Genomic DNA, 16927 nt, shown 5'->3' with positions numbered 1-16927 from the left:
GCGTTCACCCGCGCCACTTCTGCAGGAGGGTCCGCTCACGGTTGTGATCGAGCCAGCGCTGAGACCACCCGCGGCGAAGGGCCTGCCAGGCGAGGGCGTCGGCGACGCTGTCGCCGAGTGGGCGGTGGGTCAGGCCGGCCTTGGTGGCGCGAGTGGTGTTGACCGACATGAGGCCGATCTCTGGACTGGCGGCGGGGAGCCAGAGGGGGATTTCGGTCCAGGGGCGTACGCCGTTGGTGAGCGCGAAGTCCTCGCCGACCCGGCAAGGTGTGACGGCCCGCCCGGCACGGGTGAGGACGGTGTCGACCAGCGTGCGAGCGGTCGTGGTGGGTCCGGCAATGTTGACGACGCCGGACATCTGTCGCTCGATGGCGGCGCGCAGGAACCGGGCGAGGTCGGTGGCATCGATGAGCTGGAGCGGCTGGTAGTCGTGCATAGGGACGAGTACGTCACCTCCGCGCAGCGCGCGTTCGAGCCAGCAGGCGAGGCGTTCGCTGTCGTCGTACCGGCCGATGACCAGGCCCAGGCGGGCGATGAGCAGCGGTATGGGCAGGCGGTCGAGGCGGCGTTTGAGGTACCGCTCGCAGCGCAGTTTCCGGATGGCGGAGGCGCGTACCGGGTGGGAGGCGTCGGCCGGGATGGTGGGCGAGCGTTCGGTGAGTCCGTGCCGGCTGGGCTCGCGGCGGTAGACGCCGCAGATGGAGATCAGGACATAGAGGCCGGTGTCGCCGAGCAGGGGGAGCACGGGTCGTAGGTCGTCGGGATCGTGGGCGCTGGTGTCGATGACCGCGTCCCACGGCTCAGCGAGGACGGCGGCGGCCTCGGCGGTCGGTGCTCGCCGGTCGGTCAGCATGTGTCGGGCGATGCTGGCGAAGGGTGACGGTGAGCGGCCCCGATACAGCACGGTGACCTCGTCGTCCTGTGCGATGCATCTCTCGACGATGTGCCGCCCGATGAAACGGGTACCGCCGAGGACAAGGATCTTTTTCATCGTGGCTCGCCGCCGCCTGCTGGTGTGGGGCTGTAGCCGAGCACGAGCAGCCGGCGGGGGTGGCCGGAGGTGTTCGGGCCGCTGGCGTGGACCAGCGCGGCGTCCCAGATCAGTACGGTTCCGGGCGCGGCGACGAGGGTCACGGCCGCGTCATCGGGAGCCCCGTCGTCGGGTACGACTGGCCCCTGGTTGTCGGTCGGGATCATTTCGACCGTCCGGCGGTGGCTGCCGGGCCAGACCCGCAGCGCACCGGCCGACTCTGTGCAGGGGTCGAGGCAGACGGCGACGGTGAGGACGCGGGGGTAGCCGCGGGCGGCGTAGTAGGCGGCGTCCGTGTGCTTGCGGACCTCCTCCCCGAGTACGGGCAGCGTGGCCCACCCGGCGGCGATGTCGACGGTCCGCTTGTACATGAGCTTGTTGTCCATCAGCCTCGGCGCGGCGGTGTCGAGCAGATCCGCGACGACGCCGCGCAGGCGCGGGTCGTCGGCCACCGTGGCGGCGGTCGGAGACAGGTCGACGACCGGCTTGACCTTGAGGACGTACGGTTGCCCGCTGGCCAGGCGCCACCAAGTCACCCTCGGGTCGGTGGTTCTGGTGGCGACCATCTGGGCGAGTCGGTGGTCCAGCAGGGTGTCGGCTTCGACCCGGAGGTCCTGGATGGTGGCGGGCGGGAACAGGCCGGGGAGGACGAGGTACCCGTGGACGGCGAAGCGGTTGATCTGCTGCGCGGATACAGCCGGCGTGATCGGCGAGGTCATGCGGCACCGCCCTTCGTGGCGATCGGGATAATCACCCACCACGGCATCGTCAGCTGTACGGATCTTCTGGAGGATGGACAGGAAGAGCCGATTGTAGTCCTTGGTGGTGAGGCCGCAGACAAACCTGCGCACGATCATGGATTCGATTGCGCGCGCTGCGATGGACCGCTGTTCGGCGCTCACCCCTTCTCGGGCTTGCAGGTGTAGCAGGATTGGCACTGGAGTCGTGGTGTTGAGCATGTTGAGTGTCTGGAGCAGCCGTCCGGTGGGGTCGTTCCCCAAAAGGTTCTCCATTTTTCGCATGGCCCGACCGTGGTGGGCCAGGTCAGCGAAAATCTCCGCTGCGGACATCTGGGTGCTGGCCTGCCAGCGGCGGAAGTCGGCGAACAACCGCTCGACTGGCACCTCATGTCCGGTCTGGATGGACAGCCAGTACGACAGCAGCAGGTCGATGCGGGCTCGCTTGATTCGACCCGTCGTCACCTCCTTGCCCCACCACGCGGTGTCGAAGGACGTCCAGTACTCGGCGTGCAGGGTCGCTACGTCCTGTCCTTGTTGCTCCGCGATCCGAAGGAGGGTGTTCTTCACGAGATCGGAGGCCCGAAGACGGGTGCCGCGGTCGTTCAACGTCTCGAAGATGACCTGAGCGTCGTCCTGGGCCTCCAGCTGGATCTCCACGAGACCCAGCCGCTCCCGCAGGGCGATGACAAGGGCGTCCGCTCGCTCAACGGGCTTGCTTGACTCCGAGAGCCAGGCGCGTACTTCGTCGTCGAAGTACCGGCGTGCCGTCAGCAGGCGGTGATCGTCGGGTCGCCTTGCTGGGAGCTCGGCTGCGAAAACTTTCTTGAATCCGTCGCGGTCCGGCAGGGATGGCCAGATTTTGTACCGCTCGTAAGGATGGTCCTTGTGGACGAGCTGCGCGGTGTTGTGGAGGAATAGTTTCAGCAGGGCTTCGGCGTTGTCTGCGGCATGCTCCTGCGCCGCCGCCCAACATGAGGCGAGTAACACCTGAAGGGTCGTGAGGCGTTGCTGCCCATCGATGACATTCATGGCGAGGATCCGCCCGGGGGCCGGGGGCAGCCGCTCCAGTACGATCGCCCCGAGGAAATGCGTGCGGGGCGAGCCGGCGAAGGTCATCGTGGCCCCACTGATCTCCGCCTCGACCTCCTCGGCCGCCATCCGGACATCGGACCAGAGAGGTTCCCAGTTGCGCTCCTCCTCCCACACGTAGGGGCGCTGGAAGACCGGCACGACGTGCCGGCGGTCGGTGCCGAAGACGTGGACGAGTTGGACCGTGTCTGCTCTCATACCTGCCTCTCAGTTGCTGGCACTCGCCGCCTGTGTTCCGTCTAGCGCGTCACGGCGACGCGAGACATCGCTTCCAGGGTGCGGATATCGGGTGCCTGGCGGGCCTCGCGGCACAGCGTAGACCGGCGGCAACGGGTTGAACACAGCACTTGAGCATGGCGGTGGCGCGCTCGCTGTAGCTAGTTGCGGGTGTAGGCGACCCGTGACCCTGGTACACAGCTTTCGGAGTCTCCGTGACCTCCGGCCACCGGTGACGTGCCTTGGAACGCACAGCGGCTCAGCGCCCACCGCTGCGCCGTAATGGGCAGTTCGGGTGGACAGCCCTGCAACGGCGGCCAAAAGAAGCAGGCCGATCACCGTCGCGTACATCGTCGCGTGACTGGCCGCCGTGAGGACCGGGCGACTATGCGCCATTGGGGTCGACCGTCGGCTCCTACGAGAAGTTGATCCGGGGTGCAGGTGTTGCCGTGATACGGGTGGCGTGTTCCGGGTGTAGTTCGGCTAGCCCCAGGGTGGTGAGGAGGTTGCCGCATGAGTTGTTCAGCGCGGCTTCGGCCGTGACGGGCTCGTACATGTCCGGGGCGGTTGCAGGTGCCTCGGCGGCAAGTCTGGGCTGCTGGATGGCGTACTCGGCGTAGGTCACCAGGTGTAGATGGCGGGCTCGCAGGAACTCTTCGTCCGTTACCTTGCCGGCGCACAGGCGAGCGACGGCGGCGAGACGAGCCTTGGTTAGGTCGACTATCGAGTCCGCCATCATCGGAGCAGCGGGATGGCCGACAGCTTTGCGAATCTTGCCTCCTGCGGGCTCGAAGACGTTACGCACCGCGTGTTCCAGGCGCGGGTAGTCCGCCCGGCCGGTGTAGGCGATGTCGGTCAGGGCATCGAGAAGCTCGCGTCTTGCGGCGATGCTCGCGTCGGGGTTGTCGAGCTGCCGGAGGAGTTCCTGCGCGGTTTGTCTGGCCTGCTTCTTGCTGACGCGGGGGTCGCCCAGCCAGGTGATCATCGCTCGTCGGGCCTGGCTCGTGGAAACGAACTCGTCACCCCAGTACATCCAGATGCCCACCGGGATGCGGGCCAGACTCTTGATCTTGTTGTTCGCCCTGTGGTGCAGGAGGGTCAGGAATAGGTTGCGCTGGTTGGCGGAGTACAAGGCCGGGTGGGAGCCGTGACCCTTGCCGGCGGGGCGGCGTTGCGGGTAGGCAAGCAGTCCCAGCTCGGTCCAGTCGCGAACAAGGCGCACGCTGACAGCGTGGCCGTGCGTTGCCGCATCGGTCACGAGCTGTTCAATCGTGCCCGACTGCGTGATGGGCTCCACGCTATGGAGATTACACCTGCTTGGTGGTGCGGCGAGGATGTACCCGGGCGTCTTCGCACGTAACAATCGTTTGGAGGAGGAGCGGTTTTGCGCCGATCGCGGCTGCCGATCCCAAGACCAGAGACAGGAGGTGATTTCACGATGCCAAAGACATCTAGCGGTGCGCCTTCCGGGGACTTGGGCAAGTGGCTGGCTCTGGCCAGCGCGCTGGCCGCCCTCGGCTTCCTGCCCAAAGGGTGGCAGAAGGCGATTAGCGCGGCGGGCGTCGCCTACATGATCACGAAGATGCTGTGAAGTGGCCACGATCCGAGGATGAGGGACCCGCCGAGTCAGGCGGGTCCCAAATGATCGCCGCCGGGCTGCTCGCTCTCGGCGGTGTCGGCTCCGGCCTCGCTGTGCCGGCCGCCGCGTCGTTGCTGCTCGGCGTGGTCCAGCAACGGAATCACGGACGCAGCCGTGAACCTGCCCAGCGCCCCATCGATCGCCGCTCAGTCGTCAGGCCCCATACCCTCGATACGGTCGGACTGGCCGCCGCGAAGCCCCTCCTCGACAGACTGGATACGGTGACCGCAGTGGAAGACCGCGAGAAGCCGTCGTTCGAGGACCCTCGAACCCGAATCATCCCCCGAACGGCGGCTCGCCAGAGCCGGTGACCGAACCGTCTGCCTGCACCAGGACCTTCCCCTCACGGCCGCTGGGCAGTCGCAGCGTGAGCGGGTCCGACACCTCGAACGCGCGCCAGGCAATCTCCCCGGGAAGATCAAGGCGACCACTCCAGTTACTGAGACGCCCTGAGGGTCCGGTGCTCAGAGTGGCTGTCGTGTCGTGCTCGTTGCCGTCCTGATCGACGAGGACGGCGGGCCCGTCGTAGGTAGTCATGCGGGCGAGGGTAGTCCGGGATCGCATCGGTGACGTTGAGACTGGGCTTGTGGCGGCCATCACGCCGCGCCTGCTACCACGACCCAATCCGTTGCAGCAGGCGACAGGCGTGCCGATCGTCGATCAAGGAGTACAGAATGCCGCCCCCGCCGTTCAGGGTGCTGGCCGGACGTCCAGTGGAGGGCACCCGGCTCGACCGTCCACCGGATCCTGTCGATCAATCACGTCACGGGCACCGTCGCGGCAGCCGCAGAGGTGTCAGCACCGGTCGCTCCGGAGGGCTGATGTTCTGCCATTGTCGGGCGTGGTGGCGAGTCCGCCGGTGGAAGGTTGTCTGGGGGCCTGATTCCGCCCCGTCGACTACCGCCCTGTGCGGAGTGAGTCAACACCGTGTTGGTTGTGGCCTTCCCGTCAGCGTTGACGTACCGTTCGGTCAGCCGAACACGACGAGGAATAAAACCGCAGCGTGTGATGGCGGGTAAGTGCAGAGGGGCAGGACGCGCCACGTCCCACCCCTCCACTCACTCAGGCGGTCAACGGCGCACTCTACATATATACATCGCTGCCGATGACTGCCCCAGCACCGCGAGGGCCTTAGCCGCCACGGCGAGGCCCTCGTGCTGTTGATGGGCCGCGACCAGCGCGACCACCTCAAGCACGGGCCCCACGATCCGCCAGATCCGCTCGGCGAGCGGGACGGGCCGTGATGGTTCCGGTTCCTCGTCTTGCACTTGCACCTGCACCTGCACTCCTGATCGGCCCCCGGAGCGTTCGTCCGGGGCGCCGCGCGTCCGCCCCGAGGAGCGGGAGCCGAGCGTGGAGCGTGGTGCCTGTGCATGTGTGTGTGGTGCTGGGCAATGACGGTACGGTCCAACCGCGACACCTTTGACTCCTGACACGCCGCAGACGGCACACAATCAGCGACGTCGCGTGCCGCCCCGGCCGCAGCCGTGAGTGGCCCGAACGCCGGATTCCCTGGTCGTCACCGGAATGGGGCTCGGGGTGACGGTTCTGGGCGGGCTACGCCTTGCTGCAGGATCTCCCACGGGTAGAGCTTGATGTCGTGTAGCGCGTTGGCCACGGGAGTAGCAGGTCGTCGGCTTTGGCGTTGAGGAGGCGGCCCCGGCCGGGCACCGGATGCACCTGGCTGTCGGCCATGCCGTCGGAGTGCAGCAGGTCTTTCACGCGTGACGTGACGCGTGAGTCACAGTGCCCCTGCCCTACGCTTTTTCTTCGGAGGAGGGCGCAGGGTTCGTGGTTCCCGGACGGCGTCATCCTCGGTTCGGTGTGCGCGGCTGGTGCAGGACTGGCCGGTGATCGAATGGTCGTCGTGCCGACGGCGGCGGGCTGGCTTTGCTTACGGCGTGACCCGCATGGCGGCGATCAGCCACCATGCGTGGGTGATGAGTCGACAGTCCGCCAAGATCTCGCTGGGTGTTGGCTCCGCCGTGCTCGCGGTCGCGGTGCTACTCGAAACCCAGCCGTGGAGATGGGCGCCGTGGGGTGGGCTGGCGGATGCCATCACCGGGCACCTTGTGCTCATCGGGCTGGGCCTGCCGGCCCTCACGCTGCTGGTGACGGCGGCGGTAGCCCTGCGGCGCTCACGCCCCGCCCAGGCCGCTCCATCCACTGAAACACCAACGCTTCGATGGCCCTGGCTGCTGTCGGACCCGGTGTCCTCACAGTCGTCGGCATCCTGGCGGCCCTCGGCATCGCGGCCTTGGTCGTGATGCTGCTAGTCGCGGCAGGCTTACCGCCACCGAGAAGGCCAAGTTACAAATCGAGGCGATCAAGTTCGGTATCGGCCTGTTCGCGGCCAGCGGAGCGGCCGCCGCGCTGCTGCTTACCGTACGCCGCCAACGCCTCTCCGAGCAGGGAGCAGCGCTGGCGGCACCCGCAGGGCCGTGGACATACCAGGATGTGGAGTCCATCGACGGAGGCCACGTATGCGAGCCGACCGTCGCAATCGCGTCCGTGCACCACGACCAGCCCGGCACCGTCGACCCGCAGACCCACCGGACCGTGCCTGCCGAGGAAGCCGACGCCCTGGTCTGGCACATTGTCGCCAACGACCAGCCGGCCGTCCTGGCCCGGATCGCCGCCCACCGGGCCGCCATCGACGCCTACCGGCAGGCGGCCGTCGACCTGGAGCAAGCCACCACCCGCCTTGCCGCCCATCTGAACAAGCCGGTCCACGGCGACCCGGAGTACGCCGCCCAGGCGCACCGCCACCGCGCCGCCCACGCCCAGGAGGCCGCCGGCCGCGTCGAGGGTCTCCAGCTCGCCGTACGGGCCATCGCCGCGTCCTACACCGGCAGGCCGCCGTGCCCCTCATGAGCGGCCGGGGCGGAGCGGTCAACCACCGCCGCCCGTCACCGCCGGTCACGGTACGGTACTCCACTCCCATAGCGGTGGGGGTGATTCGGCCGCCTGCCAACCGTCAGGCTTCTTCCCGACGCAGTGGGGGTAGGTGTATCCGCTCGCTGGCGGCAGCGGGCAACCTGCCCCCGTTTACCCCCCGAAAACCCTTCCCAAGAGTTGACTACCAGTGACAAGCCCCGATCAACGCTCGACGGCGTTTGTGCAGCTTAACGCCATAGCATGACTAGCGACGACAAGCTCGAAGGGGTGACGGTTGGTAACCGTGTGTCGCAGGTTCGAATCCTGCTGGGGGCACCCCCGCTGAGCAGCCGAAACGCTACCTGGGCAGCGATTCTCCTGGTCCAGGATGTCCGTTTTCTGTGCCGTGGTGGGAGCCGCGTGGGAGCGGTGGTAGAGAATTTGTCCGCCAAGATCGACTTGTCATCGACAGAATTCGATATTCCCTGTTCGATGCGGCGGCCGGCAAGGACTTCACAAGCCCGGGCGGTCAACCTAGGCGCCGTACCGCGCAACCATGGTGCGGACGGCTTCGTCCACAACTGCGGTCGTGCGGGCAGGGGTCACCGTCCAGTCGGGGAGCACCAGACTCGGCCAGAACAGGTAGTTGGAGATCATCCCGAGGAACTGCGTAGCGGCCATCTCCGGATCAGCGATGTCAGCGGCCCCCGCGTCGCGCTCGGTCATGAGGTAGATCCGGACGGACTCGAAGTATGGCAGTTTGCCGCGTGAGAAATGCGCCTTGGCCAGTTCGGGAAAGCGTGGCAGTTCGGCGATGACGATGCGGAACAGGTCCGTCATCTCTGGCTGGCTCAACAGCGTCGCGTAGCGCCGGCCGAGCACCGTCAGGCCGGCCGTCAGGTCACCGGCGGGCGGCGCGTCTGCGACGTCGTTCTCGGCCCACGAGTCGATGACGATGGCATCGAACAACGCCGCCTTAGTTGGAAACTGCTTGAACAGCGTCGCTTTCGACACCCCGGCGCTCTCGGCAACACGCGCTAGTGATGCCCGGTCGTAGCCCAACTGGAGGAAAAGCTCGGTAGCGGCCTGCACGATGAGTGCACGCTTCTCCTGCGCCACGCGCTGGTGATAGGCCGACGGCGCTGGGGTCATGCGCCCATCATAGCGAGGTGAGTGGGTTGACTCACCACTCGCCGGGGCGTAGCTTCGGCAAGGTGAGTCGCCCGACTCACCACCCGGCCCTGCGGGTTGTCGTCTCTCGCTCGTACTCGGAGGATCAGATGCCCCGCTTCGCCAATCAGACCGTACTCGTGACCGGCGGCACCGGTGGGCAGGGAGCCAGCCACGTTCGGGCCCTGCACGCCGAAGGCGCCAACGTCGTCATCGGCGACATCGATGCCGAGCGCGGCGCCGGCCTCGCTGCCGAGTTGGGAGGCGGGGCGCGTTTCGTCCACCTCGACGTCTCCCAGGAGGAGTCGTGGGCCGCCGCCATCGCGGAGACCGAGAAGGCCTTCGGTGCGCTCACTGTCCTGGTCAACAACGCCGGGGTGCAGAACCCGCCGGCCCTCATCGAGTCCACCCACCGGGCTACGTGGGCTCGCATCCTCGACATCAATCTCACCGGCACCTTCCTCGGCATCAAGGCGGCCGCACCGGCGCTGCGGCGCGCTGGGGGAGGAGCAATCGTCAACATCGCCTCCACCATGGGCATCGGCGGTACTGCCTTCTACGCGCCCTATGTCGCCAGCAAGTGGGCGGTCCGAGGGCTCACTCAGACCGCTGCCCTTGAGTTGGGCCGCGACAACATCCGCGTCAATGCCATCCACCCCGGCGTTGTCGCCACCCCGTTCATCACCGAGCCGGCGGCCGGCAGCCAAGCCCCGATCTCCGACTTCTACTCGCCCGAGCCGTTCGCCGTCCCGCGACTCGGGCAGCCCGCCGACATCACTGCGCTGCTGTTGTTCCTCATCTCGCCACACGCGGCCTTCATCACCGGCGCCGAGTATGTCATCGACGGGGGGCTGCTCCTCGGCCCCGCCTTACAGAAGGAAGCCGCATGAACCCCGCAGACCAGCATGGTGAGCGCCGCGCGCCTGATCCACTTGCGCACCTGCCGCACGAGATCAGGCGCGCCATCGAGATCACACCCGCGGCCGGAACCCGCGAACGAATCGTGGACATCACCACCACCGGGCGGCGTACCGGACGACCCCGTCGCATTGAGATTTTCTTCTATCGCGCCAACGGCGCAACCTACCTTTGCAGTGGTGCGGGCGGAGGCGCGACCGGCTGGTACGCGAACCTACGAGCGAACCCCGCTTTCACCTTCCACCTCAAGAGCGGCACTAGAGCAGACCTGCCGGCGCACGCAACAACGGTCACCGATCCGACCGAACGGGCCACAGTGATCGGAGCCATCGTCGACGACCTCAACCAGCCCCACGACCCCGGCACCATCAGGCCGACCCGACTAGACGACTGGGCCGCCAGTAGGCTGATGCGAATCGTCTTTTGCTGCGGCTTTTGTGTAGATTGATCTAATTTCAGGCTTCAACACAAGATAGATGAGTGCGAATCCTTGACTCATTGTCCGTGTTGCAGGTTAATCACATCTACATGTCGACTGTGTTCACCCTCCCGGGTGGTCGACGGCGTCGGCGGGTCGTCGAATCGATTCGATGATCATCTGGCACGTATGCCTTGACTCGAAGTCATGAGGCTCTCGGGTGAGTCACAGGAGGTTACCGTGCATCGTACGAACGTCCGCTGGGGTGGCCGATTGTCGGCGTCGGTCAGAGGGCTGGCTGCGGCCGTGGCGCTCGGCCTGCCCCTGACGCTGGGTGGCCTGACCCTGGCGACTCCTGGGTCGGCCTTGGCCGTGCCGGTCGCGACGCAGAGTGTCGCGGCCGCCGGACTTGACGGTGTGGCGGCCGGTAACGCCGCGATCGCCTCGGTCGATCTGAGTGGTACGTGGAGCTTCACGCCCTCGGGTCGGGGAACGACATCGATCACGGTGCCCGGTGGCGGCTGGTACAAGCAGGGCTTCACCGACGTGACCGAGGCGGTGTACTCGCGCAGCATCACCGTGCCGGACTCGGGGCAGCCGCAGTCAACCTGGATCGAGTTCGGCGCCGTCAACCACCAGGCGACACTCTCCGTCGACGGCCGCGTGGTCGCGACCCAGACCACCGCGTTCACCCCGTCGAACTTCGACATCAGCGCATACGCGGCGCCGGGCACCACCCACACGGTCAGTGTGCAGGTGAAGGGCCGCGGTGCGTTGAGGTCGTCCGACGGCAAGTACCTGGTCCCGATAGCGGCCGACTGGTCCGAGGCCATACCGCAGGGCATCTACCGGTCCGCGTCCCTGCGGGTGTACCCGGCGGTGTATGTCAGCGACGCGTTCGTCCGTACCTCGGTGGCGAACCGCACCCTCAGCTACGACGTGTCGGTGACCAACTCCTCGGCCGCGACCAGAACCGTCACCCTGAGCGGGTCGATCACGTCCGACGGCCCGGGCTCCTTCGGCTACCCGCAGCTGCCGCAGCGGACCGTGACGGTGGCGGCCCGTTCGACGGCGAAGGTCACGGTGGGCCCCGTGGCGTGGGACCTCGGCGCCACCTCGTACTGGTGGCCCAATGTGCCGTACCGGTCCGGATACCGGGCCCAACTGCACCGCCTGGCGATCCACGCCACCGTTGACGACGGCCGCACCAGTGACGCCACGTACCGCTTCGGGTTCCGGGAGAGCACGCAGAACGGCGAGTACTACTACCTCAACGGCGTGCGGGTGAACTTCCGTGGCGACAGCTTGCAGGGCGCCGACTACGACCGGGTCGACTACGGCGGTAAGGGCGACGCGTACGACACCCTGCCCGGTTTCCTGCCGCCGTCGTCCGGCAACGGCGGCTGGCCCGCGGCGGTGAACAACTACCAGCGTCTCAACTACAACGTGGTACGCATGCACATGGAACCGGCCAGCCCGTACATGCTCGACGTGGCCGACGAGATGGGCCTGATGGTCATCGACGAGACCGCCATCCGCAGTGGTTCCCAGGACTTCGTGTCCGGACGCGACAACATGGTGGCCCACGCTCGTGCGCTGACCCTGCGCGACCGCAACCATCCGGCGATCATCCGCTGGAGCCAGATCAACGAGCCCAGCTCCAACAACAACGACTCGCAGCAGTTCCAACAGGACCTGTACGCGGCGATAAACGGCAACGACGGCACCCGGCCGATCAGCATCGACGCCGGCATTGGCGCGGACTCGCCCAGCCGGTACCCGGCCATGAACTACCCCAACTTCGCCATCTTCGCGCACTACCTGGACGGCGTCGGCCGCTACGGCGAGGCCCTGAATCGCCATTCCGGACGTCCGGACGGCGAAGGCGAGTACATCTGGCCCGCCTGCAGCACCAAGCAGGGCTTCACGTGGTTCGCCACCGCAACTGCTGCCAAGCGCGGCAAGGACGCCAGCGACCTGCGCCCGTACACGCTGCTGTCTGCCTGGGCCAGCGTGGTGCCGGGCGTGCGAACCACCGACTTCACCACGGAGGAGGGCACTCGCCCGGTCTACGGCGCCGACAATCTGCCCGACCCGTGGAGCAACTCGCAGATCCAGCGCGTGCAGGCGGCGTTCAACCCGGTGGCGGCGGTCGACCTCCCCTACTGGTCCGCCTCCGGCGCCTCGGACTCGAACGGCAGCTTCCCGCTGCCGCAGGCGGTGCCCAGCTACGCCCGAAACGCCACGGTGACCCGCAACATCACCGTGTTCAACGACGACCTCACCAACACCTCGGTGGACTTCGCCTGGACCGCCCGGCTCGACAGCCCGACCGGCACGGTCGTCGCGTCCGGCAGCAGCAGCCTGACCATCCCACTCGGCTCGCGGGTGACCCAACCGGTGTCCTTCACCACCCCCGCCACCGGCAGCCGCGTGTACGTGCAGCTGTCGACCGCCAAGTCCGGCAGCACCACCTTCACCGACTCGGCCCAATACCTGAACCTCGGCGGAAGCGGTGGAACCGGGCCCACTCCCGGCGCCTACCGCATCGTCAACCGCAACAGCGGAAAGCCCCTCGCCATCGCCGGCAACTCCACCGCCGACGGCGCCAAGACGGTCCAGCAGAGCGGCACCCCCACCTGGACGATCAGCGCCACCCAGGACGCCTACACCCTGCGCTACACCGCCTCTGGAAAGGTGCTCGACGTCAACGGCGGCAGCACCACGACGGGCCTGCAACTGCAGCAGTGGTCGGCAAATGGCGGCACCAACCAGTCGTGGTACCTGCGGCCCACCGGTGACGGCTACTACACCATCGTCAACCAGGCCAGCGGACTGGTGGCCGACGTCTACGCCGCAGCAACCGGTGACGGCGCGCAGGTCGTACAGTGGACCGCCAACAGCGGGACCAACCAACAGTGGCAGTTCGTACGCGTTTGACCAGCACCAGAAGCGGTTGACAAGTCCGACCGCCGGTGACCAACTGACGATTGTGCTGAGGTCTACTCGGGCATGGGGATTCCCGTGCCCGAGTGGACCTCGACCCACTCTCGGTGGAATAGACAGAAATCACTATCCTGCGACGGCCTGCATCGAGCCCTCGCCTCCGCTCGACTGATGAACGCCGCCGGCGTCTAGCAAGCGGGTGCTGATCAACGACGAGAACCGCTTCGACGGTGTCGACTCGATCGGGGTAGACGAGCACGTGTGGCGCCACACCCGCCGCGGCGGGCCGTGGATCGGGCGTGATGGCGACGGTGAGCACCTCGGGACCGCCGTGGCGATCGATACGGACAGCGCGCACGAGTTCTCCTGTTCGTTGAATCCGACGACGTGGAGTCGGGTCAGGACACCGGAGCCGGTTTCGGTGCCGCTTGCGCGGCCGGTTCGGCCGTCGAGGAGTTGCGGGGAACGGCGAGGTAGGACAGCGCCAGCCCGAGCAGGCTGAACAGTGCGCCCGCCAGCCCGGTCCACCGCAGGCCGCCGGCGGCGACGATCGCGCCGCCGAGCGCTGAGCCCGCAGCGGCTCCCAGGTTGAACGCACCGACGTTGACCGACACAGCCAGCGTCGGCGCCGCGCCGGCGTGCTTGAGGATCAGGCCCTGTAGCGGGGCGATCGTCGCGGTCGCCAACAACCCGAGCAGCAGCACCGCGACGATCGCGGACGGCTTCCAGGTAACGGCCACCGGGAACACTACGAGCACCCCGACCAAGCCACCGAACACGCCACGCACCGTCGCACTCAGCGACCAGTCGGTGAGCCGTCCCGCGGCCAGGTTTCCCGCGAAACTGCCCGCCCCGTATGCCAACAGCAGCAGTGACACCACCGGCGTGGTGAACCCGGTGACCTGCGTCAGCAGCGGTGCGATATAGGTGAAGACCAACATGACACCTGCGAACCCGACCGCTGTTGTGGCGACCGTCACCAGTACCGGCCGCCGCGTCACCACCCGCAACTCCTCCCGGATGCTGCTGGTGCGTTGAGCGGCCTGCCGTGGCAGCACCGCTGCCAACAGCGCGGCGCCCGCCAATGCCAGCGCCGTCAAAACCACAAACGGCGCCCGCCACCCGGCGCGCTCACCGAGCAGCGCACCCAACGGCACGCCGAGCAGGGTGGCGACGGTGAACCCCGACGCCACGGTCGCGACCGCACGACCCACCCGCTCGGCCGGCACCACCTGCGTCGCCGTCACCAGCGCCAACGCCAGGAACGCGGCGTGGCTCAGCGACGACACCACTCGCCCGGCCAGCAGCACCGCAAACACCGGCGCCCACGCGCTCAGCGCGCTACCGGCGGCGAACAGCAGCATCAACCCCAGTGCCACGCCCTTGCGCGGCAGTCGTGCGGTCGCGATCGTCACCAGCGGACCGCCGATCACCACGCCAAGCGCGTAGGCGGTCACGGCCTGCCCGGCCGTCCCGACCGATACTCCGAGATCCCCACCCACCTGAGGCAACAGTCCGGCAATCAGATACTCGGAAGTCCCGACCACGAACACACTGGCGCACAACGCCGCCAGAAGTAGATAACTCTTCCTCATGAACCGGACGCTAGACTCTGACACGGATGTCAGAGTCAAACTTGAGTGAGTGGGGTCACATGCGCATCGGGGAACTGTCGCGCCGCACCGGCGTCCACGAGCGGCTACTGCGCTACTACGAACAACAAGGACTACTCCAGCCCACCCGCCGCCCCAGTGGCTACCGCGAATACTCCGACGCTGATGTCGAAACCGTCCGACGCATCCGAAGCCTGCTCGCCGCAGGCCTGAGCACCAACACCATCGCCACCGTGCTGCCCTGCCTCCGCGACGACAACCAACGCCTGGTACCGATCTGCTCTGACCTCGTCACCGAACTCTGCCAGGAACGCGACCGAATCACCGCCGGCATCACCGAACTACAGGCATCGCGCGCCATGCTCGACACCGTGATCAACGCCGCACCCGACGACGTCGCCGCCCGCGCCCGCGCCAACCTCGCCGCCCTCCACAGTTGAAGCCAGGACTGATCCCGTCATCTGCGGGGAAATCTGCTGTCCGCCACCGTGTTACGTCCCGTGTCCGCGACCGGGGAGATCCTGGTGCTTGGCGGGTCGATTGGGCGGACCAGTAGCGGCCCGCGGGAGCGACCGGCCATCGCGGCGCCCGGCTCCATCGCCGGGTACGGCCGACCCTGCCGTTCCGGCTATCCGAGACGATGACCGGTCGGCTGTGTGAGGTCGGCCCGCCGCGGGTTGCCGGATTGGATCGGCACACAGCCAAGAATCGCCCCGTCGGTCTTCGTGGCTGTACTCCGTTGCAGATGAGCGGATGAGGGTCTGGCTGGCTCACGCATACGAACCCGACCTTCGGGACGTGTCTGACGCAGGTAGTCCGGTCGTGATGTCCGTGTGAAGGAATCGGCCGAATGCGTATCGGATTCGTCAAGACCCCTTGGCAGCGGACACGGGGCGAGCCCCCATAGGTAGCGAGAGGGCGCGCGAGCGGCCGGTGGTGGTGAAGGAAGACGATGGTCATGCGTCGCGAGGCCGCTTCGGAAGATGACCTATCCGAAAATTCGGGCCTGGGGTCTCTGGCTCGTGGCGGGCTGTGCGGTGGTGGTAGCCGCCGCTGTCGTCGTTGCGCTGTTGGTCCCGGCCGATGCGTTGCCGCCCCGAGTGCTGGTGCTGGCTGCGGTCGTCGGCGTTCGTCGAATTCCGTCTGCCTGCGCCCGGGTCGACCGCCGACGTGGATGCCGGGGCGGTGAGCGGGGTTGCCGCACCGCCGCGCCCGACGCGCCGGTACGGCAGTGGCGGCCAGATAGTTTCCCCGCCGTGGGGTGGTGCTGAGGTCAGTGCAAGGCTTTGACGCCCTGTCCGGCGGTGGCTTGGTTGAACCGCTAGCTGTCACCCTGGGTCACGACGACGTGGGCGCCAACTCGCGGGTGGCGTAGCGATTGATCAACTCACGCGGTGAGCCCTCGGCGACGATCCGTCCGCTGCCCATCACCGCGAGGTCACACGAGGATCAACTCCACAACAGACGGACCTGGCCTTTCAGAATCTGTGGCGGGGGGTCAGACCGGGCCGTACCGCGCCGACTCCGTCCCGCAGACGTACGCCCAGTAGCGGTCGCCGTACGACCAGTGCCACCAGGCAGTGGGTCGGTTGACCAGGTCCACCGCGGCGAGCACCTGACGGATGATCAGACGGCGGGCCCGCGCGTCCGGCGAGACCCAGGGTGAGGCGGCGTAACACGCGCCCGAGCTGGCCTCCGGGCTGGTGTAGAGCTCGGTTCCGAGCCACAGCGGTTCGCCGGACCGGTGGCACAGGGTGAGGTCAACCGCCCCGCCGGTCAGGTGTGAGCCGAACTCGCCGGGCTGGATCCGTTGCCGTACGGTCGCCCGTACCCTCTCCTCCGGCCAGTCCGGTCGTGCCTGGCGCAATTCCTCGACGGCCATGGCGACGCGGCGACGATGGTCGGTGAGGGGCCGGTGACCGTCGACGACCAGGAGCAGCAGGCCGGCCGGAAGTAGGGTCTGCGCCGCGATGAGACGGTCGACCAGGCCGACCCGCAGGCAGACACCGGGCGCGCCGAAGGCGGGGCGGCGGTCGACCCGGAGCGCGTCGACCGTGTCGAGGTCCACGAGTGGCTCGCCGTTCTCGACGACGGGTATCTCGGCGAGGGTCTGCTCGACCGGCAGCACGATGTCGGACATGGGGCCTCCGGGACATGGGGCGGTACGGACCCGGCGCCCAGGCCGCCGTGGGCGGCCCGGGTCACCGGGTCGGATCGCGGAGCAGGCTCAGAAGACGAGGTCGAAGGCGGACCAGTTGTTGCCGATGACGC

Annotated in this window: 15 protein-coding genes; 7 read left to right on the top strand and 8 right to left on the bottom strand. The window is 67.4% G+C overall.

Features of this window, described 5'->3' with window-relative positions; genetic code table 11:
- Nucleotides 1-4: 4 nt before the first annotated feature.
- The 3 genes from ACZ6QQ_RS23610 to ACZ6QQ_RS23600 form a co-directional block, all read right to left on the bottom strand.
- Nucleotides 5-991, bottom strand: coding sequence for an NAD-dependent epimerase/dehydratase family protein (locus ACZ6QQ_RS23610; RefSeq protein ID WP_465879096.1), 987 nt, complete (start codon nucleotides 989-991; stop codon nucleotides 5-7).
- Nucleotides 988-3057, bottom strand: coding sequence for a GmrSD restriction endonuclease domain-containing protein (locus ACZ6QQ_RS23605; protein ID WP_465879094.1), 2070 nt, complete (start codon nucleotides 3055-3057; stop codon nucleotides 988-990). Before ACZ6QQ_RS23605 ends, ACZ6QQ_RS23610 begins: the two co-directional genes overlap by 4 nt.
- Before the next feature lie 433 nt (nucleotides 3058-3490).
- Entirely contained in the window at nucleotides 3491-4372 is an 882-nt protein-coding gene (locus ACZ6QQ_RS23600) for a hypothetical protein (protein WP_465879093.1), read from the bottom strand.
- Nucleotides 4373-4513: 141 nt separating this feature from the next.
- Here ACZ6QQ_RS23600 and ACZ6QQ_RS23595 point away from each other — a divergent pair, with 141 nt between their 5' ends.
- Nucleotides 4514-4666 (top strand): hypothetical protein, encoded by a 153-nt coding sequence (locus tag ACZ6QQ_RS23595; protein WP_465879090.1) that lies wholly within the window; start codon nucleotides 4514-4516, stop codon nucleotides 4664-4666.
- Between the two features lie 324 nt (nucleotides 4667-4990).
- On the opposite strand, the gene ACZ6QQ_RS23590 is transcribed toward ACZ6QQ_RS23595, so the two are convergent.
- Nucleotides 4991-5251, bottom strand: a complete 261-nt coding sequence (locus tag ACZ6QQ_RS23590; RefSeq protein ID WP_465879089.1) for a hypothetical protein — start codon at nucleotides 5249-5251, stop codon at nucleotides 4991-4993.
- A gap of 533 nt (nucleotides 5252-5784) precedes the next feature.
- Entirely contained in the window at nucleotides 5785-5994 is a 210-nt protein-coding gene (locus ACZ6QQ_RS23585) for a hypothetical protein (protein WP_465879087.1), read from the bottom strand.
- A 555-nt stretch (nucleotides 5995-6549) separates the two neighbouring features.
- On the opposite strand from ACZ6QQ_RS23585, the gene ACZ6QQ_RS23580 reads away from it, so the two are divergent.
- Both ACZ6QQ_RS23580 and ACZ6QQ_RS23575 read left to right on the top strand, forming a co-directional pair.
- Nucleotides 6550-6981 (top strand): hypothetical protein, encoded by a 432-nt coding sequence (locus ACZ6QQ_RS23580; protein ID WP_465879085.1) that lies wholly within the window; start codon nucleotides 6550-6552, stop codon nucleotides 6979-6981.
- Between the two features lie 244 nt (nucleotides 6982-7225).
- Nucleotides 7226-7588 carry a hypothetical protein gene (locus tag ACZ6QQ_RS23575; RefSeq protein ID WP_465879083.1) on the top strand — a complete coding sequence of 121 codons (363 nt, stop codon included), beginning with the start codon at nucleotides 7226-7228 and terminating at the stop codon, nucleotides 7586-7588.
- A gap of 537 nt (nucleotides 7589-8125) precedes the next feature.
- Here ACZ6QQ_RS23575 and ACZ6QQ_RS23570 read toward each other — a convergent pair.
- Complete coding sequence (locus ACZ6QQ_RS23570) at nucleotides 8126-8743, bottom strand: TetR/AcrR family transcriptional regulator (RefSeq protein WP_465879082.1); 618 nt, start codon at nucleotides 8741-8743, stop codon at nucleotides 8126-8128.
- Nucleotides 8744-8871: 128 nt separating this feature from the next.
- Here ACZ6QQ_RS23570 and ACZ6QQ_RS23565 point away from each other — a divergent pair, with 128 nt between their 5' ends.
- The 3 genes from ACZ6QQ_RS23565 to ACZ6QQ_RS23555 all read left to right on the top strand — a co-directional run bounded on the left by ACZ6QQ_RS23565 (nucleotide 8872) and on the right by ACZ6QQ_RS23555 (nucleotide 13037).
- Complete coding sequence (locus ACZ6QQ_RS23565; protein ID WP_465879080.1) at nucleotides 8872-9651, top strand: SDR family NAD(P)-dependent oxidoreductase; 780 nt, start codon at nucleotides 8872-8874, stop codon at nucleotides 9649-9651.
- Nucleotides 9648-10127, top strand: coding sequence for a nitroreductase/quinone reductase family protein (locus tag ACZ6QQ_RS23560; RefSeq protein WP_465879077.1), 480 nt, complete (start codon nucleotides 9648-9650; stop codon nucleotides 10125-10127). Before ACZ6QQ_RS23565 ends, ACZ6QQ_RS23560 begins: the two co-directional genes overlap by 4 nt.
- Before the next feature lie 210 nt (nucleotides 10128-10337).
- On the top strand, nucleotides 10338-13037 hold the full coding sequence (locus tag ACZ6QQ_RS23555) for an RICIN domain-containing protein (RefSeq protein WP_465879072.1): 2700 nt from the start codon (nucleotides 10338-10340) through the stop codon (nucleotides 13035-13037).
- A gap of 404 nt (nucleotides 13038-13441) precedes the next feature.
- Here ACZ6QQ_RS23555 and ACZ6QQ_RS23550 read toward each other — a convergent pair whose 3' ends face one another.
- On the bottom strand, nucleotides 13442-14638 hold the full coding sequence (locus ACZ6QQ_RS23550) for an MFS transporter (protein ID WP_465879071.1): 1197 nt from the start codon (nucleotides 14636-14638) through the stop codon (nucleotides 13442-13444).
- Nucleotides 14639-14697: 59 nt separating this feature from the next.
- On the opposite strand from ACZ6QQ_RS23550, the gene ACZ6QQ_RS23545 reads away from it, so the two are divergent.
- A complete protein-coding gene (locus tag ACZ6QQ_RS23545) occupies nucleotides 14698-15096 on the top strand; it encodes a MerR family transcriptional regulator (RefSeq protein ID WP_465879069.1) in 399 nt (132 codons plus the stop codon).
- 1058 nt (nucleotides 15097-16154) lie between these two features.
- On the opposite strand, the gene ACZ6QQ_RS23540 is transcribed toward ACZ6QQ_RS23545, so the two are convergent.
- Nucleotides 16155-16796 carry a M15 family metallopeptidase gene (locus ACZ6QQ_RS23540; RefSeq protein WP_465879068.1) on the bottom strand — a complete coding sequence of 214 codons (642 nt, stop codon included), beginning with the start codon at nucleotides 16794-16796 and terminating at the stop codon, nucleotides 16155-16157.
- Nucleotides 16797-16927: the final 131 nt, after the last annotated feature.

The organism is Micromonospora sp. NPDC049529 (genome assembly GCF_055586685.1).
The sequence above is the reverse complement of the archived record's forward strand: the minus strand, read 5'-3'. Positions and strand labels throughout refer to the sequence as shown.

Excerpts from the sequence above, each read along its gene's own strand:
- ACZ6QQ_RS23590 (WP_465879089.1), bottom strand. The coding sequence starts at position 5,251 with ATGACTACCTACGACGGGCCCGCCGTCCTCGTCGATCAGGACGGCAAC.
- ACZ6QQ_RS23595 (WP_465879090.1), top strand. The coding sequence starts at position 4,514 with ATGCCAAAGACATCTAGCGGTGCGCCTTCCGGGGACTTGGGCAAGTGG.
- ACZ6QQ_RS23540 (WP_465879068.1), bottom strand. The coding sequence starts at position 16,796 with ATGTCCGACATCGTGCTGCCGGTCGAGCAGACCCTCGCCGAGATACCC.
- ACZ6QQ_RS23605 (WP_465879094.1), bottom strand. The coding sequence starts at position 3,057 with ATGAGAGCAGACACGGTCCAACTCGTCCACGTCTTCGGCACCGACCGC.
- ACZ6QQ_RS23560 (WP_465879077.1), top strand. The coding sequence starts at position 9,648 with ATGAACCCCGCAGACCAGCATGGTGAGCGCCGCGCGCCTGATCCACTT.
- ACZ6QQ_RS23565 (WP_465879080.1), top strand. The coding sequence starts at position 8,872 with ATGCCCCGCTTCGCCAATCAGACCGTACTCGTGACCGGCGGCACCGGT.
- ACZ6QQ_RS23610 (WP_465879096.1), bottom strand. The coding sequence starts at position 991 with ATGAAAAAGATCCTTGTCCTCGGCGGTACCCGTTTCATCGGGCGGCAC.
- ACZ6QQ_RS23550 (WP_465879071.1), bottom strand. The coding sequence starts at position 14,638 with ATGAGGAAGAGTTATCTACTTCTGGCGGCGTTGTGCGCCAGTGTGTTC.
- ACZ6QQ_RS23570 (WP_465879082.1), bottom strand. The coding sequence starts at position 8,743 with ATGACCCCAGCGCCGTCGGCCTATCACCAGCGCGTGGCGCAGGAGAAG.
- ACZ6QQ_RS23545 (WP_465879069.1), top strand. The coding sequence starts at position 14,698 with ATGCGCATCGGGGAACTGTCGCGCCGCACCGGCGTCCACGAGCGGCTA.